The organism is Microvenator marinus (assembly GCF_007993755.1).
In the GTDB taxonomy this organism is placed as follows: domain Bacteria; phylum Myxococcota_A; class Bradymonadia; order Bradymonadales; family Bradymonadaceae; genus Allomicrovenator; species Allomicrovenator marinus.
In genome coordinates this window covers 4042033-4066611 of sequence record NZ_CP042467.1, presented here as the reverse complement: position 1 = coordinate 4066611, position 24579 = coordinate 4042033, and the positions used below count along the sequence as shown (strand labels likewise).

Annotated in this window: 31 protein-coding genes; 22 read left to right on the top strand and 9 right to left on the bottom strand. The window is 54.0% G+C overall.

Annotated elements, in window-relative coordinates; translation table 11 throughout:
* The first annotated feature begins 2 nt into the window (after nt 1–2).
* The 5 genes from FRD01_RS16845 to FRD01_RS16825 all read left to right on the top strand — a co-directional run bounded on the left by FRD01_RS16845 (nt 3) and on the right by FRD01_RS16825 (nt 4075).
* The gene (locus FRD01_RS16845) at nt 3–1067 is read left to right on the top strand and encodes a methyltransferase domain-containing protein (protein ID WP_146961689.1); all 1065 of its coding nucleotides are present in this window, start codon (nt 3–5) and stop codon (nt 1065–1067) included.
* On the top strand, nt 1061–1465 hold the full coding sequence (locus FRD01_RS16840) for a DUF2752 domain-containing protein (RefSeq protein ID WP_146961688.1): 405 nt from the start codon (nt 1061–1063) through the stop codon (nt 1463–1465). The genes FRD01_RS16845 and FRD01_RS16840 overlap by 7 nt, the downstream gene beginning before the upstream one ends.
* A complete protein-coding gene (rapZ, locus tag FRD01_RS16835; RefSeq protein WP_249755694.1) occupies nt 1465–2358 on the top strand; it encodes an RNase adapter RapZ in 894 nt (297 codons plus the stop codon). Before FRD01_RS16840 ends, rapZ begins: the two co-directional genes overlap by 1 nt.
* Nucleotides 2359–3255, top strand: a complete 897-nt coding sequence (locus FRD01_RS16830; protein WP_146961686.1) for a universal stress protein — start codon at nt 2359–2361, stop codon at nt 3253–3255. It begins immediately after the preceding gene.
* A gap of 202 nt (nt 3256–3457) precedes the next feature.
* The gene (locus FRD01_RS16825; RefSeq protein WP_146961684.1) at nt 3458–4075 is read left to right on the top strand and encodes an RNA polymerase sigma factor; all 618 of its coding nucleotides are present in this window, start codon (nt 3458–3460) and stop codon (nt 4073–4075) included.
* Between the two features lie 7 nt (nt 4076–4082).
* On the opposite strand, the gene FRD01_RS16820 is transcribed toward FRD01_RS16825, so the two are convergent.
* Nucleotides 4083–5372, bottom strand: coding sequence for a M23 family metallopeptidase (locus FRD01_RS16820; RefSeq protein ID WP_146961682.1), 1290 nt, complete (start codon nt 5370–5372; stop codon nt 4083–4085).
* A 158-nt stretch (nt 5373–5530) separates the two neighbouring features.
* Between FRD01_RS16820 and FRD01_RS16815 the strand changes: the two genes are divergently transcribed.
* Nucleotides 5531–6754, top strand: a complete 1224-nt coding sequence (locus FRD01_RS16815) for a MiaB/RimO family radical SAM methylthiotransferase (protein ID WP_146961680.1) — start codon at nt 5531–5533, stop codon at nt 6752–6754.
* Nucleotides 6755–6758: 4 nt separating this feature from the next.
* Here the strand turns inward: FRD01_RS16815 and FRD01_RS16810 are convergent, their stop codons facing one another.
* Entirely contained in the window at nt 6759–7430 is a 672-nt protein-coding gene (locus tag FRD01_RS16810) for an RCC1 domain-containing protein (protein WP_146961678.1), read from the bottom strand.
* A 68-nt stretch (nt 7431–7498) separates the two neighbouring features.
* On the opposite strand from FRD01_RS16810, the gene FRD01_RS16805 reads away from it, so the two are divergent.
* Entirely contained in the window at nt 7499–7798 is a 300-nt protein-coding gene (locus FRD01_RS16805; RefSeq protein WP_146961676.1) for a hypothetical protein, read from the top strand.
* On the opposite strand, the gene FRD01_RS16800 is transcribed toward FRD01_RS16805, so the two are convergent.
* The gene (locus FRD01_RS16800; RefSeq protein ID WP_146961674.1) at nt 7789–8007 is read right to left on the bottom strand and encodes a hypothetical protein; all 219 of its coding nucleotides are present in this window, start codon (nt 8005–8007) and stop codon (nt 7789–7791) included. The two genes, FRD01_RS16805 and FRD01_RS16800, sit on opposite strands and share 10 nt — an antisense overlap.
* Nucleotides 8008–8573: 566 nt before the next feature.
* Between FRD01_RS16800 and FRD01_RS16795 the strand changes: the two genes are divergently transcribed.
* Nucleotides 8574–9179, top strand: a complete 606-nt coding sequence (locus tag FRD01_RS16795; RefSeq protein ID WP_146961673.1) for an imm11 family protein — start codon at nt 8574–8576, stop codon at nt 9177–9179.
* A 46-nt stretch (nt 9180–9225) separates the two neighbouring features.
* Here the strand turns inward: FRD01_RS16795 and FRD01_RS25015 are convergent, their stop codons facing one another.
* From FRD01_RS25015 to istA, 5 genes are all read right to left on the bottom strand, one after another.
* Nucleotides 9226–12027, bottom strand: a complete 2802-nt coding sequence (locus tag FRD01_RS25015) for a WGR domain-containing protein (RefSeq protein ID WP_249755693.1) — start codon at nt 12025–12027, stop codon at nt 9226–9228.
* Between the two features lie 7 nt (nt 12028–12034).
* Entirely contained in the window at nt 12035–12454 is a 420-nt protein-coding gene (locus FRD01_RS16785; RefSeq protein ID WP_146961671.1) for a type IV toxin-antitoxin system AbiEi family antitoxin domain-containing protein, read from the bottom strand.
* A 172-nt stretch (nt 12455–12626) separates the two neighbouring features.
* Complete coding sequence (gene istB, locus FRD01_RS16780) at nt 12627–13367, bottom strand: IS21-like element helper ATPase IstB (RefSeq protein ID WP_146961669.1); 741 nt, start codon at nt 13365–13367, stop codon at nt 12627–12629.
* Nucleotides 13354–14118, bottom strand: a complete 765-nt coding sequence (locus tag FRD01_RS16775; RefSeq protein ID WP_146961667.1) for a Mu transposase domain-containing protein — start codon at nt 14116–14118, stop codon at nt 13354–13356. Before FRD01_RS16775 ends, istB begins: the two co-directional genes overlap by 14 nt.
* Entirely contained in the window at nt 14115–14915 is an 801-nt protein-coding gene (istA, locus tag FRD01_RS16770; RefSeq protein ID WP_249755692.1) for an IS21 family transposase, read from the bottom strand. Before istA ends, FRD01_RS16775 begins: the two co-directional genes overlap by 4 nt.
* A gap of 57 nt (nt 14916–14972) precedes the next feature.
* Here istA and FRD01_RS24720 point away from each other — a divergent pair, with 57 nt between their 5' ends.
* The 13 genes from FRD01_RS24720 (at nt 14973) to FRD01_RS16710 (ending at nt 23100) form a co-directional block, all read left to right on the top strand.
* Entirely contained in the window at nt 14973–15101 is a 129-nt protein-coding gene (locus tag FRD01_RS24720; RefSeq protein ID WP_283808654.1) for a hypothetical protein, read from the top strand.
* Nucleotides 15102–15446: 345 nt separating this feature from the next.
* Nucleotides 15447–15950 (top strand): hypothetical protein, encoded by a 504-nt coding sequence (locus tag FRD01_RS16765; RefSeq protein ID WP_146961664.1) that lies wholly within the window; start codon nt 15447–15449, stop codon nt 15948–15950.
* Nucleotides 15951–16151: 201 nt separating this feature from the next.
* A complete protein-coding gene (locus FRD01_RS16760; RefSeq protein ID WP_146961662.1) occupies nt 16152–16673 on the top strand; it encodes a hypothetical protein in 522 nt (173 codons plus the stop codon).
* A gap of 3 nt (nt 16674–16676) precedes the next feature.
* Nucleotides 16677–16937: a hypothetical protein gene (locus tag FRD01_RS16755; RefSeq protein ID WP_146961660.1), complete on the top strand. Its 261-nt coding sequence runs from the start codon at nt 16677–16679 to the stop codon at nt 16935–16937.
* Nucleotides 16937–17848, top strand: coding sequence for a hypothetical protein (locus FRD01_RS16750; protein ID WP_146961659.1), 912 nt, complete (start codon nt 16937–16939; stop codon nt 17846–17848). The genes FRD01_RS16755 and FRD01_RS16750 overlap by 1 nt, the downstream gene beginning before the upstream one ends.
* A 35-nt stretch (nt 17849–17883) precedes the next feature.
* Complete coding sequence (locus FRD01_RS16745) at nt 17884–18135, top strand: DUF4926 domain-containing protein (RefSeq protein ID WP_249755691.1); 252 nt, start codon at nt 17884–17886, stop codon at nt 18133–18135.
* A gap of 13 nt (nt 18136–18148) precedes the next feature.
* Entirely contained in the window at nt 18149–18517 is a 369-nt protein-coding gene (locus FRD01_RS16740) for a hypothetical protein (RefSeq protein WP_146961655.1), read from the top strand.
* Nucleotides 18514–19533, top strand: coding sequence for a hypothetical protein (locus FRD01_RS16735; RefSeq protein ID WP_146961654.1), 1020 nt, complete (start codon nt 18514–18516; stop codon nt 19531–19533). The genes FRD01_RS16740 and FRD01_RS16735 overlap by 4 nt, the downstream gene beginning before the upstream one ends.
* A 437-nt stretch (nt 19534–19970) precedes the next feature.
* Nucleotides 19971–20948 (top strand): hypothetical protein, encoded by a 978-nt coding sequence (locus tag FRD01_RS16730; RefSeq protein WP_146961652.1) that lies wholly within the window; start codon nt 19971–19973, stop codon nt 20946–20948.
* 82 nt (nt 20949–21030) lie between these two features.
* Entirely contained in the window at nt 21031–21459 is a 429-nt protein-coding gene (locus FRD01_RS16725) for a hypothetical protein (protein ID WP_146961650.1), read from the top strand.
* 29 nt (nt 21460–21488) lie between these two features.
* Nucleotides 21489–22070: a hypothetical protein gene (locus FRD01_RS16720; RefSeq protein WP_146961649.1), complete on the top strand. Its 582-nt coding sequence runs from the start codon at nt 21489–21491 to the stop codon at nt 22068–22070.
* A 71-nt stretch (nt 22071–22141) separates the two neighbouring features.
* Complete coding sequence (locus FRD01_RS16715; RefSeq protein WP_146961647.1) at nt 22142–22426, top strand: hypothetical protein; 285 nt, start codon at nt 22142–22144, stop codon at nt 22424–22426.
* Between the two features lie 407 nt (nt 22427–22833).
* A complete protein-coding gene (locus tag FRD01_RS16710; protein ID WP_146961645.1) occupies nt 22834–23100 on the top strand; it encodes a CPCC family cysteine-rich protein in 267 nt (88 codons plus the stop codon).
* Here FRD01_RS16710 and FRD01_RS16705 read toward each other — a convergent pair.
* Entirely contained in the window at nt 23097–23462 is a 366-nt protein-coding gene (locus tag FRD01_RS16705; RefSeq protein ID WP_146961643.1) for an immunity 8 family protein, read from the bottom strand. The genes FRD01_RS16710 and FRD01_RS16705 overlap by 4 nt on opposite strands.
* A gap of 73 nt (nt 23463–23535) precedes the next feature.
* Here FRD01_RS16705 and FRD01_RS16700 point away from each other — a divergent pair, with 73 nt between their 5' ends.
* The gene (locus FRD01_RS16700) at nt 23536–24558 is read left to right on the top strand and encodes an RCC1-like domain-containing protein (protein ID WP_146961642.1); all 1023 of its coding nucleotides are present in this window, start codon (nt 23536–23538) and stop codon (nt 24556–24558) included.
* The last annotated feature ends 21 nt before the right edge of the window (nt 24559–24579 follow it).

The window sequence follows — 24579 nt, the reverse complement described above, 5'->3', positions numbered from 1 at the left end:
AGATGCACGCGATCGTTCAAGACTATTATGGAAAGCAGCTCGGGAGCACGGCGGACCTCAAGACCTCGGCCTGCTGCGACGCGAGCGCGGTGCCGGACTGGCTTAAGCCCTTGCTCTCGAAGATTCACCCCGATGTGTTGGCCAAGTACTACGGTTGTGGGCTTGTGGCCCCAGACGTGTTGCGGGGCAAGAGAGTCTTGGACCTTGGCTCGGGCTCTGGCCGTGACGTCTATGCACTTGCGCAATTGGTGGGGCCAGAAGGTTCAGTGGTTGGCGTCGATATGACGGACGAGCAGCTCGACGTGGCTCGCGGTACCTTGGACTTCCACGCGGAGGCCTTTGGATTTCGAAACGTCGAGTTCTTTAAGGGATATATCGAGAAGCTCGACGAGATTCCCGAGCTCGAGGCGGGCTCCTTCGACGTCATCGTCTCGAACTGCGTGGTCAACCTCTCCCCTGACAAACCCGCGGTGCTCGCCGGGGTCCATCGACTACTGAAGGAAGGCGGAGAGTTTTATTTCTCCGACGTTTACTCGAGCAGACGTCTGCCTCAAAAACTGTCAACCCATCCGGTGCTCTATGGCGAATGCCTTGGTGGCGCCTTGTACTGGAACGACTTTTTGACTCTGGCAAAGCGCGCGGGTTTTGAGGATCCGAGGCTGGTTGAGGAGCGACCACTAGATGTTGAGGATGCGGAGTTAAGTCGTCTGGTTGAGGGTTTTGAGTTCTACTCGGCGACGTACCGACTCTTCAAACTGGGTGAGTTGGACTCGTCATGCGAGGACTACGGGCAGGCCGTGATCTACAAAGGCACGATTGAGACAAGTCCTCATGCGTTTGTTTTGGACGGACACCACAGCATTGAGACGGGACGCGTGTTTCCGGTCTGTGGAAACACTTGGCGGATGCTCAAAGACACGCGATTTGCGGAGCACTTTGAGTTCATCGGTGATTTCAGCCGCCATTTTGGTCTCTTCCCGGGGTGCGGTGAGTCGTCTCCGTTCTCAACCACGACACGCGAGGTGGCAAGCGCTGAGGCGCCCGCCACAAAGGGTTCCTGTTGCTAAGACTCAGGCGCCGACGTCTAGGGGAAATCCCTGTCGGGGCGCTACTCTTGGCCGGCCTTTGCCTGATCCCTGGTATCGTGTGGATGCTGCAAAATGCGCCACGCGGACCGGGCTGCTTTACCAAACTCCTCTGGGGGCTTCCGTGTCTGACCTGCGGTGGAACGCGCGCCACCCGTGCGTTGCTTGACGGGCGGATACTTGATGCGCTCGTGCTCCAGCCGCTGATCATTGGGCTTTATCTGGTGATTGGCCTCTGGGGTCTCGTGAGTTTTGGGGCGTTTTTGGGCGGCCGCACGTTCGATCTCAATCTCGGGCCGAGGGCCGATCGTGCGTTAAAAATCGGCATCTTAGGACTTCCTGTGCTAAACTGGCTCTACCTTTGGACAATGGGAATCTAATGGAAGAAACGAGCGAGGCTCGGGACATGCTCCCGAAGGTAGTGGTGGTGACCGGCCTTAGTGGCTCGGGGAAATCCACAGTGGTCAAGGCGCTGGAAGACCTGGGCTTCTTCTGCATTGATAATCTTCCTGTCCCGCTCTTCCCAAAGGTTCTGGAGCTTACGCATCAGAACAAGTCTGGGCCTGGCATCCAGAACTTCGCGTTTGTGGTGGACACGCGAGAGCGCACGTTTTTGCACGAGGCCGAGCCGATGATCGCGCAGCTTCGTGCCGAGGGCATGAAGGTTGAGGTGCTCTTTTTGGATACCGACGATGAGCGCCTGATCCAGCGATATAGCGAGACGAGGCGCCCTCACCCACTCTCCGAGGGCGGCACGGTGCGCGACGGCATCAAGCGCGAGCGCGAGCTCCTGATGGGGCTCAGGGACCAGGCGGACCTCGTGATCGACACGTCGGCGCACACGGTTCATACGCTCAAGGCCCTGGTCGGTGAGCATTTTGGCGAAAAGTCGGTGATTGGGCTTCAGATTACGGTGCTCTCGTTTGGATTTAAGTATGGCCTTCCGCCCGAGTGTGATTTGGTTTTTGACGTCAGGTTTTTGCCGAATCCGTATTTCGTAGAGGGAATGCGGGAGAAAACGGGTTTGCAGACCGATGTTCGTGATTACGTTCTTGGGGCGCCGGAGACCGCCACGGTGTTGCAACTATTGCGACAAGTGGGTGAAACGTTGTTGCCCCTCTACGAGCGCGAAGGCAAAGCGTATTTGACGGTTGGAATTGGATGTACAGGCGGAAAGCACCGGTCGGTGGCGCTGACCGAGGCTATCGCTGCAAGGTGGCGCGGACGAGGATGGAATGTTCAGACGCGACATCGAGATGTGGAGAGGAAATAGATGAAAATTGCCCTGGCCGTAGATTTATCCCCAGAAAGTGCAAGTGCCGCAAAAGTGGCTGAAAGACTGGTCAAGCGTCTCGGTGGCACTCTTGAAGTGGTCTTTGTTCTGGAGCCTGAATTCTGGGATGCCGGAGACGTGGGCGGACTGATGCGCGGCATCATGAGCGCGGATCCGCTTGGTAGCGGGCCTAAGTCTTTGGCGGAGGATCCAGAGATTTGCGCGCGGATTGAGTCGGATATCTCGGAGTTTGCTGCAAAGCACCTGAGCGTGCCCTATACGTGCGTGATTCTCGAAGGGCGCGCTGACCGAGAGCTTTCTAGATATGCGGCGGGCCATGATTTCTTATGTGTTGGTGCACCGCTTGGCGCAACAACACGATTTGCGCTCGGAAGTGTTGCTGAGAGGCTCGCGCACCGGCCACATACCCGCACCCTGATTGCCAAAGATTCGGGCAATCCCGATGAATGGGTTGTGGCGGTTGACTTTTCGGAGGGCGAAGGACTTTTTGTGCTGGAGGCGATGCGGCTTGCGAAGGCGTACGGCGCGAAAGTTCATCTCCTACACGTCATGCCTGCGCCCATGCCGCCTTCTACCGACCTCGCCGCGATGAGCATCAGCCCGGAGAGCCTATCGATGAAGGCGCTCCGAGATTGGTCTGAGAAGGAACTCGCGCGCACGCTCGAGGCTGCAAAAGCCGTTGAGGGCGTTGCGGTAGAAGCACATTTGCGAGTTGGATATGCGGCGATGGGCATCGAGGATTTTGTGGAAGACACGGGTGCGGGACTGGTGGTCCTCGGAACGCACGGGCGCTCCAGGCTTGAGGATGCGCTCCTTGGCTCAGTGGCGTGGGGCGTGGTCAAGCGCATGCCAACTTCCATCCTCCTGATGAAATAGCTCCAATTTGGATACGTAACGGATATCCAATATCCAACAATGACTTCCATCTTGGATATATCCAAACCGGACATTTGACCCGTTTTCGCACCTAACCCAGTCAACATGCGGGGAAGCGCCACTTGATAGAAAGTTGGCACGGATCAAGCATATGTATTGATGCTGAATAGATAACGACACTCGTTCCACAAAAGGACATGTGATGAATACGACAACAACCCATGAAATGACCCCCGCTCAACGATTCGCCGCCGACTCAGATATCGTGCAACGCACGCTGAAAGGAGATGCAGCTGCATTCGACCAGATTGTTCGCGAGTACCGCGAGACTGTGTTCCGCGTGGCCATGCGTATCGTAAAGAACGAAGAAGAGGCCCAGGACGTGACTCAGGACGCGTTTATGAACGCGTACCGCAAGCTTGACTCGTTCAAGGGTGATGCGGCGTTGAGCTCTTGGATCTACCGGATCGCGGTGAACACCGCGCTAATGCGGCTTCGTAAGAAGAAGCGTCGTGCGGAAGTTTCGATGGAAGGCCTCCCGATCTCAGACGAGATGGATTTTGTCTGGACCGACCTCTCGGCACATAACGTGCGAGGTGACGAGGCCGCTGAGAACAAGGAGCTGCGCGGCAAAATCGCAGCTGCCGTTGAAGAACTTGAACCCAAATACAAAGATGTTTTTGTGGCGAAAGAGCTCGACGGCCTGAGCCTTCAGGAGATTGCGGACGAAATGGACTTGAGTGTCCCGGCTGTTAAAAGCCGTCTGCACCGCGCCCGTCTTTCGCTTCGCGTCAGCCTTGAGCGCTACGTAGAGCTTTAATTAAGCCCTATAATTGAGCCTTCAGGCTCTCGGCCTTTTCCTTAAATGCCTGCCGCTCAGCACCTTTGAGCGGCTCAGCGCGCGCAAAATCCACAGTCAGGGGATTAATGACCTTTCCGTGTTGAGTCATGCCGAAGTGCAGGTGCGGTCCGGTGGAGCGGCCTGTGGTGCCCACGCGGCCAATCTGGTCCTTTTGCTTGACCCTCACACCCGGCCGAAGCTTTTTGGTGATCTGTGAGAGGTGAGCGTAATGCGTGACAAACCCATTCGCGTGGCGGAGCGACACGAGTTTTCCGTTCGCACCCTTCCAACCTGCATAGATGACCGTTCCGTCAGCCACAGCGTGTACCGGAGTCCCGGTTGGGGCGCCATAATCCACGCCTGCGTGGAGCTTCATCTTCTTTAAGACCGGATGGAAACGCCGGCCGAAATTACTGGTGATGCGCACGGTGGCGAGCGGGCTTTTGAGGAACTGACGTTTGAGGTTGTCGCCGTTTTCGTCAAAGTAGCCGGAGTTCTCCGGGTCGTAGTGGAAGAAGCCGTAATAGGTCCCGACCTGCCCGGAATACTTGGCCCCGAGCACCTTTCCGTCCCTCAGGTATTCGCCATCCACGAAGACTTTTTCGTAGATCACGGAGAATTCGTCGCCGGGCTGGGTCTCGGAGTTGAAGTCGATGGTGTACTGAAAGAGCTCGGTGAAACGCTGGGCGAGCGCGCCAGACGCACCCTGGGTGTCGAAGGCGAGCCAGAGGCTGGAGTCGATTTTGCCGCGCACGGTCTCGATTTTGATTTCGCGGTCAACCTGAACGTCTTCGGCCACAAAACCGTCTTCGGTGCGGCGCACAATCCAGCGATTCTCAGGCGAGGCCTGGTATTCGAACTCGCGAACTGAGTTGTCTTTGTCGAGTTCAACGGTCCAGATATCGCCTGGCCGCGACTTCCTAAAATCAATCTTAGCCGAGGCCGCCTCAATCAACCGATGCGACTCGCCGGCATCGATTCCAAGCTTTGCCAGCGCGGCCCCCATGGTCTGGTTCTTTTCGAGCACATTCTCAATTCTGGTGAATTCAGGGGCCTCGGGGACCACAGGCTCAGGGGTCTCGGGCGCGGGCGGCGGCTCAGGAAAAGCGGCCTCAATCTGAGGGGCGGAGGCGTTCGCGCTAAGCGCAAGACTCGGGGTCTCGTCCGGCCATGTGGCCCAGCTTAAAAGGCCCGCAGCCGCCAGAGTCCCAAGTATGAGCGGGGCTTTCGAGCGTTTTCGGTGCGGCCTCAACCGGCCACGTGGCGTTCCTGCCATGAGTCATCCTTAGTTGGAAACGTCCGTGTTTCGGGCGGCAAGGGTCGCAATATGAGTGGATCAAGTCAAGTCAGAGGATTGAAGAGGTGTGGAAAGTTCGGTCATTCTCATGTAGGGATGCGCCAGACTGGGTGCTACCCCCTACCCCCAAGACGTCTATGAAAGTTCATTTCATCACGCATGGTTGCAAGGCCAACCAGTACGACACCGAGCAATTCAGAATGGCGCTCGAGGCGCGTGGCGCCGAGGCGGTGGACGCCGAGGTGGCAGACACCGTGGTGCTCAATACGTGTACCGTGACCAACGCCGCGGACGCCGAGGCCAGGAAGGCGATTCGTAAGCTTCACCGCGAGAATCCTGAGGTTCGGGTGGTGGTTGCGGGTTGTTCGGCCGCGATGCGCGCCGACGAGTACCAGGCCATGCCGGAGGTGTTTGGCGTGGTGCCAGGCCAAGATCCACAAGAGGTGGTGCGGGTTCTGGCCGATTCGCTCCACGAAGAGGCGATTGGGCAGGAACTACGGGCGAGCAAGGTTCGCTCGAGGGGTTGGCTCAAGGTGCAGGATGGGTGCGATAGGCGTTGTTCGTTTTGCGCTACGCGGATTGCGCGCGGCAAGAGCCGTTCGCGCTCGCTCGAGGAGTTGTTGGTCGAGGCCGAGATTCTGGCCGATGCGCATTCCGAACTCGTGATTACCGGCGTACATATTGGGCATTGGGGCATCGACTTTAGCCCCAAGGACAAGCTTTCCACGCTCATGGAGGCGCTCGTGACGCGGGTGCCCGGCGTGCGGTTCAGGCTTGGCTCGATTGAGGCCACCGAGATTGACGACCGACTGGTGGAACTCATGCAGGACGGCGGCATCACGCCCCATCTGCATATCCCGATGCAGTCCGGGAGCGACCCGGTCTTGAGAAAGATGCGGCGTTGGCACACGCGCGAGCGCTACCGCGTCAGGGTCAAGGAAATCACGGAGCGCCTGCCGTATATGGGCCTCGGCGCGGACATCATCGTGGGCTTTCCGGGCGAGTCGGCCGAGATGCATGCGGAGACGCTGGCGTTGGTGGAGGAGCTTCCGTACACGTATCTGCACGTGTTCCCGTACTCGATGCGAAGCGGGACGGTGGCGGCCGATATGGACGACCAGGTGCCGCGCACCGAGAAGTCGAGGCGCTCGCAAGAGCTTCGCGACGCGGTGCAACGAAAGGGCGATGCGTACATTACGCGAAGAATCGGGCAAGACGTGGCGGTGGTGGTTGAGGAAGGCGGGCTCGGGCTTAGCGAGGATTATCTTCGCGTGCGCGTGCCGGACAACCACGAGCCGGGCACGTTGATTCGCGGAAAATTGGCAGGGACGGCCGACGAGCTGCGCATCGTGACGGCCTGAGCGCTTAGTCCAACGGCAACTCCACGATTTCGTCAGGGTGCAGATATAGCCAAGCGTGTTCACCCCAGCATTGGACCTGGCCATTTTCTTGAAATGCGCACTTATGATTGTCTGATGCCTGCAGGCGGACAACCTTGTCCAAGCCTTGCACAGTAGATGGCGAACACTCGGAATCCGGCCCGAGGCCATCTCCAATCTGCCCAGAATCATTTTCTCCCCAACACTTTACTCTGCCGTCATCGATTAGCGCGCAGGCATGATTCGCGCCCATCACCAGCTGGATAGCATTGCGAACGGGAACAGGCGTCGGGTTTTCGCTCAAGCCGCACCATGGGCCAAGATAGGGATTCGGTGCCTGCCAACACGTGACTCTCCCGTCCTTCGCAAGGGCGCACCCATGTGTGCCCCATCGATCGGGGGGCAAATCTGGCTGCTCTTCAAAAAGTCGGATTTCCCTGCCTTCGTACGGTCTGTAGTTGGCTGACAAACACTTCTTGCTACCGTCCTCAAAATGCCCACACGTGACTCGTCCGTGGTTGGTCAGATGTGTCGCGCCTTTGAGCTCCGGCATCTTTTGCGGAACAGCGTCAAAGAGGCCTGGGCTATCCGGCACGCACACGACTTCAAGGTTTGTATACAACGCGCAGGTATGCCAACTCCCGCGTACCAACTGCACAATGTCGTCAATGCCTCGGACCACGACCGGAGAAGTGAGTCCGCCCCGAAGGGATCATTCTTCGGGGGTTGAGCGACGACTGCATCCGCCGTCAGGAGCGTGTCCTTGCTCGCTTCATAGGCTGCCTCGACGGCGGTCTGGAGCGTATCGTCGGGACCAAAGTCGGACTTGAACACCTTCGACAATTCGGCTCGGAACGATGCAGCAGATTTGGGGTCGAACCCGTGGAGGGTTTTGGCCAGATCGGTTGTTTCCATCGCCCGAACGAAGTGGGCCTCAAAGAGGTCTTCGATCATAAGCAAGACATAACGTCTTTTCTCTTCAGTCATCATCGTGGTCTCAAGATTCTGGGACGAGCTCATGATTGAACATCAACGCGGTATCCTGATGCATCTTCGATTTCAATGTTCGATAATTTACCGTCCCCACCATAGGTATAAGTCGTTCTGCTCAAGCGCTCGATTTTTATCAGCTGAAAATCCTTGCTGGTTTCTCCGACTCTTGGAACTATCCATTCCTTACTTGCAAAGGCTTCCGCTGGTGTTACTGGGTCGCCAATTTCACTTTCATTGTTCAAATTCCTTTTAACAGCGTAACACAGAGTTTCGTCAGAATTCTTTGGGGCAGATACTGTCGGTAATGGATGTACGTTGACAGCGTATTTGTCGAATAACAACAATCGCTGGTTCGAATCATTACCTTGAAATAAGGCACAATAGACTACCTTAAGCCGAGATATCTCGGTAAAACTAACTGGTGATTTCGGTAGTACAGGGTGACAATATCGAGTCCAGGTTGCAAACAACCTTTGATTGGGGCCTAGAATGTCTATGTTGGCCTTGTTTCCGGTCTTCATAGTTCTTTAAATCCATTTACCGCAATTGAGTTTATCGTCCTTTTTTTAGGGGTGTGGCTTTGGTTTCCAAATTCAAAAAACCAACTCCGATCACCCGAGTAGCAAAGAACAACTCGAATTATATCTTTCAGGTTGGTAGCTTGGCGGTCTCTGTCAGAAAGAACACCCGTCAAGACGTGAGTGCCATGAAGTTCTGTTCGATCCAATGCGCTCCATACGGTCCTGACTACACCGAAGTAACTATAGAAAAGGTGGGTCAAGGGTGCATGGACACAAAGGAGTAGGAGATGTCAAAATACTTTGTTTTGGACTGCCATCCGCCACTTGAAGCAGAATTCTACAACATTCTGGTTCCTTATCCTGCTAATGACCGGCGTTGGGAAGCAGGGGTGCTTTTTTCAGTTCAGGACAGGCGCGAAGGCTTTCGTCCGCCGACCGAGCCCATCGAAATACAGACCGAACCGGAGATTGAGCCTCCCCCACGGATTTACGCTGAACTTCTCTGGGTGCCGATACCTCTCATGAGTAGAAGACTGACTGCGGCTCTTCAGGCAGCAGGCGTTGACAATCTCCAGACCTATGAGACGCGAATCGAGACGACTTTGGGCGAGACCCCACCGCCAGCTGATCACTACCTCGCGTTTAATATAGTGGGATTGGTGGCGGCTGCCGATCTACAGAAATCGATGACAAACCCTGACGTTACCGAGACTATGAACTCGATGGATTTCCACACTCTCTCTATTGATGAAGCCAAAACGCAAGAACTCTTGTTGTTTCGACTAGCAGAGAACATTACGGCAGTTCTTGTTCATGAGCGTGTGAAGTTAGCAATCGAAGCTGCTGGTATCACTAACCTCACGTGGTTTGCACCTGAAGAGTGGGCGGGTTGAGGCATGCAGGTGCACGGTAAAGCCGTGTTGGTCACGGAGTCGATTTTCAGACCTCTTCATAGCCTTTGGTGGTCTTCGACTTGATGAGCTTCTCGGCCTCTTTCTCCGCAGCAGCAGCGTCGGAGAAACTCTTCGTCTTTGACTGTCCCGCCGTGCCAACCTTGCCCCACGCGAGATTGAGCTCCGCCCCAACCACCTCAATGCTCCAGAATTTGGCAGACTTCGCGTCGTGAAACTCGAACCGTCGCGCATGGCTCTCAGCGGCCGGCTCACGCCCGAGCGCTTTCAAGAAATCGGGCTCTTCCCAGAACGGCTCGAAGTCCGTATCCGCGAGGAAGCGCTCAGGCTCTTTGCCGAGCTCGATCGAGAGCGTGATCGCTTCGAGCATCTTGTCGCGGTTGCCCTTTGTCGCCCAGTAGCACGACAAATTGTACGCGAGCCCGGTATGACCGATATGATCTGGGAGCAGCCGGTCAATGGCGAATCGCTCGACATTCTCGTCCCCCGAGTGCACGGCGAGGATCAGTGTGTTGGTGGCGATCTCGTTACGCATCATACCGCTCGGCAGGCCAGTCTCCTCGACGAACTCATCATACGCCTCAGCCAGTTTGACGCCCTCAGCTACCTCACCCGCCCGCAGACATACGATGAGCTTGTTATTGGTAAACGCGGCGGCACCGTCCCGCACACGGGCGTAGTCGCCGAGTTCGGTGGCCAGTTCAAGTGCTGAGATGAGGCTACTCACCCCCGGCTCATTGAACGCAGTCTGGAGGTTCGCGAGGACTGCCTGGGGGGTCGGCCTAGCCTCTTCGGTATTTTCAGATTGGGGCTCTTCCGTAGCTTCGCTGGCTTCCTTGATCTCCGTACCCCCCTCGATGCTTGAGCGCATATCCGATGCAATCTGACGCAGGGCGACCTGAATAGGCTCGATCGCGTGTGGAATGCATTCCTCGATCATGGCGAGTGTAGCTGTCGGGGACGCCCCGTAAGAGCTGTCGATATTGGAGAGGGCGTACTCTCTCAGGTGTTCTATGAGGTCCTCGTCATAGGTCTTCAACCCCTTCAACGCTGGCGCGAAGAGTACATCCATCGCGTCACCGTACTCGGAGTCGAGTTGGTCGCTGTCGAGCGCGAGCATCAGCGCAGCGATTGCTTCTGGCTGAAAGAGCTCCCAGAGCTCGTCGATGAGTTGGTCGTGTACACCGTCCTCCCAGAATCGATGTCCTCCGTCGTAATTGCGCGTCGCGCGCTCCCACCCTTGAACGAAGAGGAGCTGTGCCTCGAGGTCCTTGCTCTGGATCAGAAGTCGAAGTGCCTTCAGAGTCGCGACCCAACCATCGCTTGTGCAGATGAAGGTCGCGCGGGCGAGCCGGGCCAGGTCCATCGCAGGGATTTCCTTGCCCCAACGGTCGATCGCATCGTCGAGCGGAGGGAACCCAACGGGCGCGACGTCGTAGTCGTCGACGTCGAGCCCGAAGAGGTCTACGAGCGCGTTGTGATCGTCGGTGCTGCGCTCGTCGGAGTAGGCGATTACCTTACGCAGCGCGGTCATGAACTCATCGAAATCGTCAGATTGCAGCGCAGCAATGATCTGGGCTGGATCGGACGGCTCCGACGCCCGAAGCTTCTGCCACGCGCCTTCCTCGAGCTTGTCCGACTTCACCTCGAGCAGATTTGGGAGATCGATCAGTACCTCCAGCGCCTTTTGCGGGTTCCGGTTGTCTGCCGCACAGGACGAGATATCGAGCGTCCGCAAATTCTGGAGCTCGGCCAGGGGACCAAAGTCGGAGACGTGGGTGCGGCTGATGTCCAGAACTTCCAGGCTCTGCAGCGCGGAGAGAGGGCTCAGATCGCTCACCGGAACGTGTTCGAGATTCAAGTTGGTGAGCCGCTTCATCGCGGCGAGCGGCTGGATGTCTCCAAGCTGCGCCCAGGCGAGGGACAGCGTCCTCAGCTCCGTGAGGCGCGCGATCGAATCCAGCGAATCGACTTTGCAGTGGTCCAAGATCAGTTCCTCGAGGTGCGGTATCTGACCGATCGCGTTGGGGAGCGGATCGACCTCCACATCGCTATCCTCAAAGAGTGAATCCATAAAGTCCGCCGACTCGTCGGGTTGGTTCCATGAGTGGTTGAGGTCCAGCCGCCGGAGCGACGCCATATTCGCAAGCTCCGCCGGAAACGAGCTCAACTTGTTCATCTGGGCGAACTCGAGGTCTTCCAGGTTCGGCACGGTTGTCAGCGCGAGCGGAAACACCTCGAACGCTTGATTACGCAGACGTATTACGCGCAGCTTCGAGAGCTCAGCCATCTCCACAGGCAGCTCGCGCATGCCCGCATAGACCACCTCCAGCTCCGCGAGCTCCGCCAGATTGGCGATCGCTGCGGGAAACTTCAGCACCCCAGGATTCCCCGCCTGGTTCATTCCAAGGCGTCCCCAGATCTCCAGGTGCTCTAGCTTGGTGAAGTTCGCACAGAGTGGTCCGATATCGTCAAAAATAAAGTAACTTCGCAGCCGCAGCCGCTTCACCTGATCCTTTAGCGCAAAGGCTTCGCGCACACGGAAATCTCGTAACTCAAGGTCCGTGATGGGCATCTCCAAGAAGATGGGCGGGAACGGCACCGACGCATCATGAGCCCCCGAGATGTCTAGCTTTTCGAGGTTCGTCAGCCCTTTGATGCTCTCTGGAAATATCAGGCCCGCGTGAACATTATCGAGCCTCAGCGAGCGAAGATTCTTCAGTTCCCCAATCCGCGCCGAGATCTCGTCCAGATCTTTGCACTGAAGTGAAAGGGATTCCACGTTGAGAGGGAACGCGAGGGCGTCCTCAAGGGATGTTGAGCTAGTCATGGAATTCTCAAGGTTTGGAGTGAGCTTGGATGCTAGCATCTGGAGTTCGCCGCTGAAATCCCAAAAGTTCTGAACGGCACAATGAGTCGTTGAGTTCGCTTGGCGCAGCAACACCTGGCAGCCACGTATCGCGCGGAATGGAAAGCCAAACCTCGTGCGGGATTTGGGTAGTGAGTTCGTGAAAGTTGAGCGCTGAAATGAGTGAGATCACTGCGCCAGGAATTCTCTTTGAGATCTCAGCAAGACCGAAGTGGGCGCTCACGTCCGAGTCGGCAAGCACATAGAGCCCACGCGCTGTCCTCTCGAGCAGTCCTTCGCGGCACATTGCGTAAAGGTAGTTGCGTGAAATCCCCAGTTCTTCAACATCGCTGGCGCTGATGATTCCCTTATCTGCAGCCAGTTGGGCTATCTCAGTGTAGTGTTTCATTCTTCCTTCGTGCATTTCCTACACACTTATACACAAATGTGAATACTTTGTTTTGTCAAGGCTCGGGCAAAGTGTTCACTCTTGGTTCGGGCAAAGTGATCGCGCATTTGGTCTTGGCGTCGTAGGTTAGTTTTGTGTTTTTCTCTTCAGCGTTCTGGTTCGGGCAAAGTGATCACTTTTTCTTCTTTTTGGGATTCCGGTAGGAGTCCCCTGTGAGTGTGATGGTGTTGGCGTGGTGCAGCAGTCGATCCATCGCGGCACTAGCGAGCAGACTATCTCCAAACAGGGCGTACCATTCCGTAATGTCTCGATTTGAGGTCAGGATGGTGGACGCTTTCTCATAGCGACGTCGTATGATTTCATAGAGGTCCAAAGGCTCCTCGTATGCGAGAGGCCGCAGCCCTAAATCATCAATGATAAGCAGGTCGGGGGCTGTGAACCGATGGAGCTGTTTCTCCAATGTGGCATCCGCGCGAGCGGCTCTGAGCTGAGTTAGCATCTGATTGGCAGACGTATAGAGCACCTTCTTTCCAATCCGGCAGGCTCGGTGTCCCAGTGCCTGAGCGATATGGGATTTGCCCACACCAGAAGGCCCAATCAGCAAGACATTCTCTCGTCGGTCCATGAAGCGACACGTTGCAAGGTCGATGATAGTCGCCTTCGGAATCTGGGGATTAAAGGCGAAATCAAAGGTCTCGAGGGTCTTCTCACCTTCGAATGCCGCATGCTTGATTCGACGATGTAGCAAGCCCGCATCTCGTCGCTCTGCCTCATCATTAAACAGGCGAAACAGAAACTCCCAGTGGTCCAATCGGTCCTCTACGGCCTGTTCGATACGAAGGTCTGCAGTTTGTAAAAGTCCACTTAATCGCATCCGCTTGAGTAGTGGAATGAGTTGGTCATGGGCGCTCATCGTGTACCTCCTCACCAATGATTTCGTCGACGCTGCGCGCAAAACGGGGATTATCGAGTCGACCGTGGATGAATGGGGTCTCGTAGGCCGGGGCCATATCAAGTCCATCTCTCAAAATGTTTCGGATTCCAGGGTACGTATAGTTTCCGTAGAGACGTGCGCGCTCACAGGCTGCATTGATGCGCTCAACAGGAAAGGGCGCCACGTGTGTGACAATGGCCTGCACGGTTCGCAACTGATGAGCTACATCGTCTAAGTCGAAAATCTCGGCAACGAAGTCACCCAGAGTCTCCGAGATTCCTCTAGCCCTGTTTTCCCACCATGGGCGCGATTGATGCCGGTATTCACGGCGCCATTCAGGCAGGTGTGCGTCATTGGTTTGATACCTCGGGCCGCGACGTACATGGGTTGCCACCCGTAAATCATCCGCCCACACAATGAGTGTGTTATCCTGAGCACAAACCCAGACTTTTTGACCGATATGTTTGAAGGGCACCGAATAGAGGCGTTTCTCGAAGTGGATGTGACTATCCGGGTGAACCGTGCACTGCTTCCAGATGACACGGGCATAGCGCTGAAGAGGCAGGCTCAAGAGAGCGTCAGCCTCGTCTCGTTCAAAAACAACCATGGGCTGCTCTCTCGTCGTCCCATGAATGCGCACATTGGCGACACTCTCAAGCCACCGAATAAGTTGAGCGTTTCCATCCGTAATGGTTTCAATTTGGCGTGGTGCAAAGAAATTCTTCTTCACATAACCCACCCCGGATTCGACACGCCTCTTGAGCTGAGGGGAGCGAGGCGGTGTAGGTCTATCTTGAACCCATAGTGGCGCGCTAACTCACGATACGTGCGATTGAGCTCGGGAGATTTGCCTCCATAGTAGCACTTCAGTACGGCTGACTTCAGGTTATCTGGAACCACCACTTTGGGCACACCACCCAAGAACTCAAAGGCCTTCTCGTGCTCGTCAATCCAGGTGTGGACGCTCTGGTCAAACACCAGGCTCGCATACATCAAGCGGCTGTGATTGAGCACCATGACAAACACGTAGGCTTTGCGAACTTTACCTGTGTCTGGATCGAAGAGTTTTCCCACTGACCCAAAATCAACCTGAGCGACTTCCCCAGGCTGTGTCTCCACATGAAGCACCACCGACTCCGCACTCGGCCCCTTTGCCTTCTTTATCTGTCGCACCATTCTCTTAACGGCAGAAAGACTACCCTCAAAGTCTTCGACCTCGGTGCGCAGGTAGTCATAGATGGCTGTGGGGCCAGCTCCTTTGTCCACCCTCGATTCGATGGCCTTGCGCCACTGCTCTACGCTCGAAATCTCCTGCTCAGGTGGATTTGAACGCTCCACCTGACTTTCCACAGCTAAACGCAGGGTCTCAAGGTCGGGAAGCTCCCTGTCGCCGAAGAGTAAACCCTCGGCCTTAAGCGCCTCACGGTACTTGCGCTCTGTGTTTGGACTCATACCGAGGAGTCGTGCGACCTCACGGCCACAACATCCCTGTCGATGTAGTCGAACCAATTCTTGTAAACGATGCATGTCGATTCTCTCCTTCCTCATTGACACTCCGGGCTAGTGCTCCGGATTGAACAACAAGTGCTTCGGGTTATCGACACCAAGACCTATCTCGTGATCACTTTGCCCGAACTGAGCACGATCACTTTGGGCGAACTGAGCGCGATCACCTTGGCCGAACTCCACGTGATCACCTACCCCGAGCTATGACATTACAGGTTGGCGACATCGATTTGGACGAAGCAGTAAACTTGATGTTTCGTCCTCGGACCGCATCACTATTCGGACGCATACCATTTGGAACTGAAGTGGTCGCAGCGTTGCACGAATTGCTTGCAGACCTATGTTGTTCGCCGCCCGACGCCTTGGAGCGAACACACTTGGAATCGCAAATCCTTTTGTTTTACAACGCAGTGGAGGGATATGTGGAGAACGTTCAATCCAATTATTCTATTGATCCGCGCTGGGCATTAACCGCACGGGTCGCCAGAACTGTTTCAAGACTACAATTGAAAGAGTTCTAGAGCCAAAACGTACTCGGCGGTTGGAGAGTTCATGAGAGTGCAAACACTGTTGTCAGATTTTTTTCGCGAAGTGTCTTCGTTTACGGGAGAACGTCGAGAGTTCCTGGAGGTTCTTCAGCGTTGGTTGAACGCGAAATTGCGATTTTGGAATAAGGAGACTCGCGCTGCATGGGGACTTGAGTGGATTGCGACTGCAGATCTAGCCCCGTACCCGGTTGAGTTGGCAACGCTCTCTCCTGAAGTTGAGCTTGCTCAAATCAAGAAATATCCTCCATCGTCACTCGATAGTTTTGGTATGTTTATCAGTGAAATTTTTTGGGAAGGGATAACGTTGGAAGCAATTTCGAACTGCAACAACTGTGGAGCAGGTATGCGTATCATGGAGGCTACAGAAGAAGACATTCCAGTGCTGGAGTGTAAGCAGTGTGTTTGCTGTCAAAGAGCAAACGGCCAATGTTGGGAGGGAGACGAGATTCTTCGACCTGCTACCACCCAACGAGTGTTGGCTTGCCGTGAGCTTTGGGCAGTGTGTTGAGCTATCTGGGGGGAAGATATCGACAACCGAAAGGTAACAAATGTTGTTTCCTCCGGACGGCGGGCGTCACGCGCTTTGGGAAGAAGAGCAACGATGGAATGGGATGAGTTTCTTGAACCTGCTACTACGGAACGCGTGCTGTCATGCCCGGAGCTTTGGGTGCCGGATATCACGAAGCTCCACTAAGAAGTCGGCGGTACTATGAGAGTTTGTGTAAACTGGGGCATTGGCAAAGTTCGACGTTTCGTGGTGAGGGACGAAGGATCATCGGTCGTGATTATTGCCGCCGAGAGAATGGACCCTTGGGAAGATACTGAGTCAAACGCTGTTGATGAGGTTGTTTTTCGGATACTAGAGTGCGTAGAGAAAGCCGAAGAATGGCTCGAATCTGCAAACGAGATCTGCCTTGCGCGTGACGAATTCTACTCAATCATCGTCATTACTCTGAAACCTTCTCAATGGAATTCTGTGGCATGTGGGCAGATTACGGGGGCGGTACACTCTCAGGAGGCTGTGCTAGCTTTGGATGGAGGGATCCTAATTTTTGAGGGCCATGAATTGGTCCGGCACATAGTGGGTGGTGACATCACACAGACTCAAAGACTGGAAGGTACTCATCTGAACACTATTGAGATTGACTTTGCTAACAAGGTTTATCGGGACGCGAGACTCAAACGAGAAAGAATCGAATTCGAAGTTTCAATCAGGACGTGTGCGGTGTGATTGATGGCCGAACTTGCTGTCTTTTCTTCAGGCAATCCTGCCGATATTGAAGAATACTTCCTGCCGATATTGAAGAATACTTTCAGGCCGGTGCTGACCGGTTTTTCATCGCACTTTCCGGTGATCTTAAGCGCGAGCTCCACGCACTGCGCGCAGCTGGTCGCCTGCAAGACGACGGCCGAGTTGGTGTTGCGCAGTTGGAATGGGTTGACGGCGCAACGCTCGTTGAGTCGCTTCCTCGCGACTGGCGAGTTCCGTGTGTGATGAGCAAGTTCTTTGTGCCTCACGACGCTGGATGTGATGTCATGACCATACCGGCCGCTTGGACGGAGCCGGGAGACTTTCCGGAAAAGGACGTAGTTCGGGCTCTCAAGGAGCGGATCTGCCACAGATGGACGAAACCGACTTACGTAGCTTGGCTAGCGCTGGTTCGGTATCCATCGGCGGAGGTCTCTCGCCCCGAGACTTCCCATGGCTGGCCTGAGTATGTTGGACGAACCACATTAGTTTCCCGGATGAACCCTTTCTCAACCTTAACGATTCTAAACGGCCAACTCTACCAGCGGGTTAATAGGCTGCTTGGTCGCGTGAGCAAGGAAGAATTCTATATCCGTGTATTGTTCTGCGAACACGTGTTTGGCGCCACATCGTATCTGCTGAAAGGGAAGCTGCCATCTGACACCGAATCGCGTGTATCACGAATGGACCAAGGTTTACCCCTCTTTCAGAAACTAGATTCTCAGGCAAGATACGAATGGTCTGCAGGTGATCGCTACATTTCGTTTGTCATCCTGATGCACGCATGGGTACGACTTAATCTCGAGACACGGGAGGAAGAAATCCAGACTATTCCTAGCGACTTGGAGAACTTTGAGCCGACCGACCTGGGAATCGTCTCGTACTTCATGCAGGAGCTCGGACAACACGTGGTCCCTTCTGTAGGTAACGAGTTCGTGGAGCCATTCCGCTATTGTCAGGGTGCAGCCATTCGCGGACTGGCAGGAAAAATCGTACCCTCTGAGTTTGCGGAAGCTCGAGTAGCGTTCGAGAAACTTGAGACACTCTTCGACTCCTTGTGGGTCGATGAACCAAGGTGTGTGGCGTTGCGAGGTTATCTGGCGGTGAAAGGGTTTTGCTTGGGTTGGTTGGAGATTAGGGAGGAACTGATACCTTGAAGTGGCTTTGCCGATCAAAATGGAAGGCGTCCGGAGTGAAGAAGCGCACAACCAAACTAAGACTCTATGACGTGGTCGAGTTGAAGCAGGAGCTCCCTGGAACTGATTTCCCAATTGGGACGCAAGGAACAGTGGTGATGGTTTTCACAGACCCTTCTTTCGCAGTGTTGATTGAGTTCGTTGACAGTGACGGTCAGACGCTGGACGTTTGTCTCCTAACTGACGATACGATTACCGAGACCGTTGATTTGTGTTGGCGTGAGCCAGGAGAGTGCTGCGACCTGTAGCAATGGATTTGTTATGGAGCGATTTCAAGGCGCTGAACGCAAAAAGTTGGTATTGACCTGGTTGGTGGGAATCGCAGCTGTCGTCATTACCGCAAGGTACATGTACTACGGCAATGTGATGTTCTTATGGATTTGGGTCCATTTCGTGACCATCAGATTCAGCGGGAATGGAAAATACTTCTTAGGTGGTATGGCGTCGGCAACTCTAAGTGCGGCGATAGCTTTCGCAGTGTACTGGTTGGTAGCGCCCGTTTTCTATATACAGCTTGCTGTACTCGTCACCGCATCAGCCGCTTGCATGATGGTACCGGCACTAGTGGCCAACTGGTTCTACCAAAGAGCCAGGAAGAGTGAAGGCTCCAACCGTTTTGGAGAAAAATGAAGCTACTTAGTTGCCATTTTCGGATGTTGTTCGCCTTGACCTCCATTCTCTTTGGCTGCGACGCCGACCAACGCAAACACGTGGCGAAAGAAATCCACTCGAGTGGAGCCCTTACGTGTGTGAATCACGGTGCAGGCAGCACGTGTTTTGGTGGTGCGTATCCGCAGCAATGGGACACTACCACCATGCCAAATGCTTCCATTATCTTTCATCGTCCAGACAAGAATGTGAAGCTGGTCGGTCCGTTTCAGATATGTCTCGACGATGGCGCCTGTTTTGGAGATCCGGTGATTGGCTCCTTGGAAGCTGCCGAGGTGGTCCTTCAACCGATAGAAGCCTCTGGCTCTCTTGCCGCTCACATCAATATCGTTTGTCAGCAAAATCAAGATGAAACCGTGACCTGCTGGGGCCACAATTGGGGGCCGCTGCGTGCATTCACATCTGAGCAAATTGCAAGTGTTTCGGAGCGCTTCTCAGAAATTGCTATCAACAGCACCACAATCTGCGGAACGACAAAAGATGGAGTCGAATGCAGTCCACTATGGACCGAGCCACATGAAGACAGCCCGCAGTTTAAGACCTTTAAAGGATTCGAAAAGACGTACATGAACGATGCTCTCCTCTGTGCGAGAAGTCGCGATTCTCCGAGTGATATCTTCTGTGAATTCGAACATGAGGAAGTTGGGGGCATACCCAAGAGGGTCAACTTTAGAGGTGTGGTGGAGTATGGGTGCGGCTCACAGGTCTGCCTCAACCGGGCTGGAAACGTGGAGTGCCATGCTCGCGACGGTGAGGTGAAAACCTTCGATGTGCAAATTCAAAAACTTTCTGTGGGGTCTTTTCAGTTTTGCGGACTTTCTTTGGACGGTGACGTCATTTGTCGTTCTTTTGATGACAAGGTTGAGAAACTCTACGACGAGTATCGTGGAATTGAACTCTTATCTTTGGAGTCGTGGCGAAATCTGGAAGGTAAATCCAAGCGGGACGCTGGAGGACTTCGCGACGAGCCTAAGTAAGCAAATGGCGGCGTGCAGCGTTTGCTTGAGTTGGCTGGAGAACGGGGAAGATTTGACAACTTGACGCTTCGCAAAAGAGTAATGATGGCGACGATGAGCAAGCAGGGACGAGAAGTTGGAACGCAATAGATGACAAGCATCACCGAAAAAATCAGTGACATCTTGACCCAATGGAACCCTCTGGAAGTACCAGCACATATCGCTGGCGTTGAATACGATGAGTATGTGCCCAGGATAGTGGCTTGCCTTCACGATCAAGAACGTTTGGCGAATTGCATAGAGGGTATCCTGATCAATGACTTGGGGACCGGTTATGATCCCTCGCTCGAAGAGCACGTGAGAGATTTGGAGCGTGTGTGCGCTGAGTTACTACGGACTTCTGACGGCCAGGACTTAGAAGGAAGGTAGTATTAGCGACGTCGAATTGACCGGAGGGAATGGTGAATCAAAACGGGTTTCATAGCCTGTTGTTTGCTATCGTCTGTGGATGTAGCGGCAACGGCTCAAACGATGCAACTCCCATCGAGTTGCGAACAGCGGCGAACATCACGTGTGTCAATCGTGCGGACAGTACAACGTGCTTTGCTGGAAAATATCCGAAGCTATGGGATGGGACGAGCTTGCCTGACGTACCTATCGTTTTTCATCGGCCCAAAGCCACCGCTCGCGTTGTAGGACCACAATGGGTTTGCCTTGATGATGGTAGGTGCTTCGGTGATGCAACACTGGGGTCTTTGGAGGCCGCTGAGACCGTTCTAAAGCCACCAAATTTTCGAGGCGACCACGTCTCGGCGCACATCAACCTCTTGTGTTGGTTGGGGCCAGACAAACACCCAGATTGTGTGGGAGAGAACTGGAGTTACTTCAGAAACATGTCTGGAGCGGACATTCGAGATATAGCTACTGAGTACGAAGACATAGAGCTCAACTCGTTGGAGATTTGTGGCACGACCCGCTCAGGTGTCAAGTGCGAACCACTCTCCGTCCATGCCAACGAATCTCCCGAGTTGTTTCGAGAGTTTGAGGGCTATGAAAAACCGTGCCTAGACGAATACTATGTGTGCGCACGCCGAAGAGACAACGTGACCGAGGTAACGTGTTGGTTTGATGGCAAACCTGATATCAAACGCAGTGGTGTCCTAGAGTACTCGTGTGGCGGTGAGGCGTGTCTGAACTTTGGAGACCGCGTCGAGTGCTATTCTCATGATTCTTCCCGAGTCAAAAAGTTCGAGGTTGAGCTAGTACAGATCTCGGTGGGAACGTTTCATTTCTGCGGAGTTACAAAAGCCAACCAAGTCTTGTGTAGAACGCTTAATGACAAGGGTAAGGACTACTTTTCGAAACATCGCAGTTTGGAGTTCATTTCCCTTGAGTCCTGGCGCGATTTGCTCGCCGAACCAAGGTCAAAAGACTGAGTCTCTTGAACCCGCTACCACGGAATGCGTGCTGTCATGCCGTGAGCTTTGGGCTCCAACTATCCACTGAGAAGTATTGAGTATGCAAAACTCACTATCGAGATTTGAGAACGCGATATTGCAGAAGTTGCTTGAGGGCGACCTTCCGTTCTTCGTCAACCTACGAGAGCAACTTGTCGAGTGTATCGTAAATGACCGCGAGCATACCGGAGTCGGCTTCTTTACTAGCCTTTCGGTACCTGACCATTTGCCACGGATCGGAGGGCTTGATGTCACGTTCGGCGATGTAGTTTGCGAGTTTCCAAAAACACGCACCGAGGTCGGTTTCTTGCTCTACATCAAGGACGGCGTGCTCGATATGCTTGAGGGATATAGCTATGATGAACCCTGGCCATCACCCGATGCGCACTACAGCTTGAAGTATGTTGGTGGTGAGTTGCGCGACTTGGAAGCTCTGGAAAGAACCCTGCGGAGTCAGGGCGTAGCGCGTTTGGACTTTCATGATGAATAGCAGAAGTACGCTCTCAGTTTTGGAAGCTTATGGCTCCAAGTGCGAACTGGAACCCCTATGGGGTCTCCGCCAATAGTCACTCACCGCCAAATGATTTCTATGTGGAGTGCCCTTGCCTCGAATGGATGCTCTGCCTGCTCTTCGAGTACCACTCAGATATCGCTGTAGAATTCTTGCGCACCCTGCTCGTGGATACTTGGTCTCGAGTCGATTCACGCGAAACGATTTCTGAAGAGGTTGCAGATCGTGTAATTGCACTCCGTGCCGGCTTACGCGGTTTTGACCCGCCACTCGAAGACACATGGAATCTCGAAGATGATGAGGCTTATGAGCCCGTGTTTGAATTGGCTCTTTGTGTAAGCGCCCTGGCGCAGACCATTGTCGATCTAGAGGCTGGTGTTGATACAGAGGTCGAGCTCGGTGGATATCGCGATTTGAGGAGTCTCTGGATTCCGCACCTTTCGATTCCTCCCACAGGTGTTTGGCAAGCCACGTTTCTCGACCTCAATGATCGTGAAGTCGATCACGATTCAGCCTACGCAGACCGGTTCCTGCTTGGTCGATATCGACCAAGCATTTTGAGAATGTTGGATGAATTTCAGTCCCAATGAATCGTAGGTGCAGCGAGAAGAGCGTAGAAGCTAGTAATGGTTGCCACCTCCAAAAAGACAGAAGGTATTCGGTGAGTAGATATTCGATTAAGTACATGCATCCCATTCAAGACCAGCACGACGACAACATTGATGTTGAGGTTGCTCTCGAAACGGGGGAGCGGTTTTTCCCTAGTTTCTTTACCCTCGCGAATGTGACTCGGCTAATTCGTGAATCTGCGCCAAACGGTGTTGGATATCTTTGGGCTGCTCAAATGATTGTGGTCGAACAGTTGTCGCAAGACGTGGTTGAACGCTGTATCGAAGATCTGGTGCAAACTGGCGAGATTAGATATTTCGCTGCATTTGACACATGAGTTGGAAGGTTAGCGATGAGTGATGTTTTAACCTATAAAGATGGACAAATCCTTCTCTGTATACTTCGAAATGCATTGAGTCGAGGTGCTCTTCCGCCGGAAATTCAAGAGTGTTTGAATGATCTTCGCGTCATGGCTAGGCCTTCGCGTTTCCCCAGGACGATGAGTTTGGAGTTGGATAGAGTTGAAGCATTGATTGAGGCGGACTTCTTGGAGGATGCGGCGCTCGAACTGAATGTGTGCCACAACTTGCCCCTTGATCCAGCGCTCCCATGTGAAATCAATGATTTCCTCCAGTGGAACCTGTCTGACTATCTCCTTCTAACGAAGGAGGATCGCACAGAATTTATGGTTGCCTTCAGCCAAGACCTGGTTAAGTCGAAGTCCAGTTGACGAGGGATTGAAAGATGGCAGTCTTATTGAGTTCGGGCTTCGAAATCTTGCCCTTCAGCGACGTCGCGTTTGTGGAGATCACCGCAGAGAGTGTTTGCTTTTGGGAAAACCACGAGATTGTCTTCGACGACATACCAGGTCCCAACCACCTTTCGCTAGAAGAAGCACAGAAGAACTTTGCTGAGTTCGGAGTGATGGCCACGAAGTTTCTAGAACATGTACTGCCCGACGGCCCGTCTCGGTTCCATAGGGCAGATGAGTCGTTGGACAAGCAGACTTAGGCGAATCTCTCGTATCCTTCAAACTCCCACAATCCGTAACGGCTCAACTTCTCCACAATTTCCGGCCAATCATCGCCAGAACACTGGGAGCAGATCCGGTCCAAGTACTGCCGAATCGCCGCGTAGTCGTAGTGACCTACAATGAGCTTGCCTCGCCCTGCCACAACCTCTCCGCCTTCGCATCGGTCAGATAGAGATTTTGGGGTACAAATCTCGAACTGAAAGAGGTCAGCCCCTTCCGTCCCGTTCACACCAATTGAAGCCAGAATGGTGAGTTCGAAATTGTCAAAGACCTCCGGAGTGTAGCTTGCGAGGTCTTCGTCAATCTCGTACGACGAGAGGTCTTTCAGTTGTGCGATCATTTTTTTTCAAGCCCTAGTGGGAACAATTCATAGGCTTCTGACTCAAACAAAAAGTAACCACTATATGAGTTCCATGAAACGAAAGAAGCCATGGGCTGCATTGCTGTTGCTGGGGACGGTGGTTGGATGCAGTGAAACGAAGAAAACAACGGATACTGGTTTGGAGCTGATGACATCTGGCATCATCACCTGCGTCAATCAACGGGGCGGAACCACGTGTTTCGCGGGTCGATATCCCACGTCTTGGGACGGGAGATCGATGCCTGACGCGCCCATTGTGTTCCATCGCCCTGATGCAAGAACTCGCGTTGTTGGCCCTTGGGCCATCTGTCTGGAGGATGGAGAGTGCTTTGGAGACCCCTGGATCGGGACACTGGAGGCTGCTGAAATCATTCTTCAACCACCGGAGTTTGGGAGCAACTTGTCCACAAGCTTGAACCTCATGTGCTGGTTGGACGCGGCTGGAAAGCCAGAATGTTGGGGCCACCGCTGGGGTCTAACGTCGGGGTTATCGCGCGAAGAGCTTCGACGCTTTTCAGGTCGCTACTCGGACATGTCGGTTAGTAACCATAGCTTGTGTGGCTCAACTTCCACCGGAGTAAGCTGCGAGCCGTTATCCATCTACGCCAATGACCACGATGGGCTCTTTTTAGAGTTTGAAGGTTTCGAGTCTCCTTGTCAGGGCGAACTCTACGTCTGTGCGCGAAAGGTGGGGGCACCTTCGGATGTGACGTGTTGGTTTGCCCTCCCGCCCGAAGAGGCTATGAGAAGAAACGACCCATACGGATTCTATCCCCGAGTCGTCAAAAAGGGCGTGGTAGAATACACTTGTGGTGGGAAGGCTTGCCTGAATTTCGGGGATCGCGTGGAGTGCTATTCGCACGAAAATATGGACGGGGAGCTCTATGATGTGAAAGTCAGAGAACTCTCGGCCGGAAACTTTCATTTTTGCGGAGTGACGGAAGAAAACGAGGTCGTGTGTCGTGATTGGGGAGATAGGCCGGCCAGTTTTTACGAAAAACATCGGAGCATTGAGCTCTTGTCGCTCGAATCTTGGCGAGAGTTGTTGGAGTCGAGCAACGAGAGGGGAAAGTGAAACGAAAGAACACAAGAACTG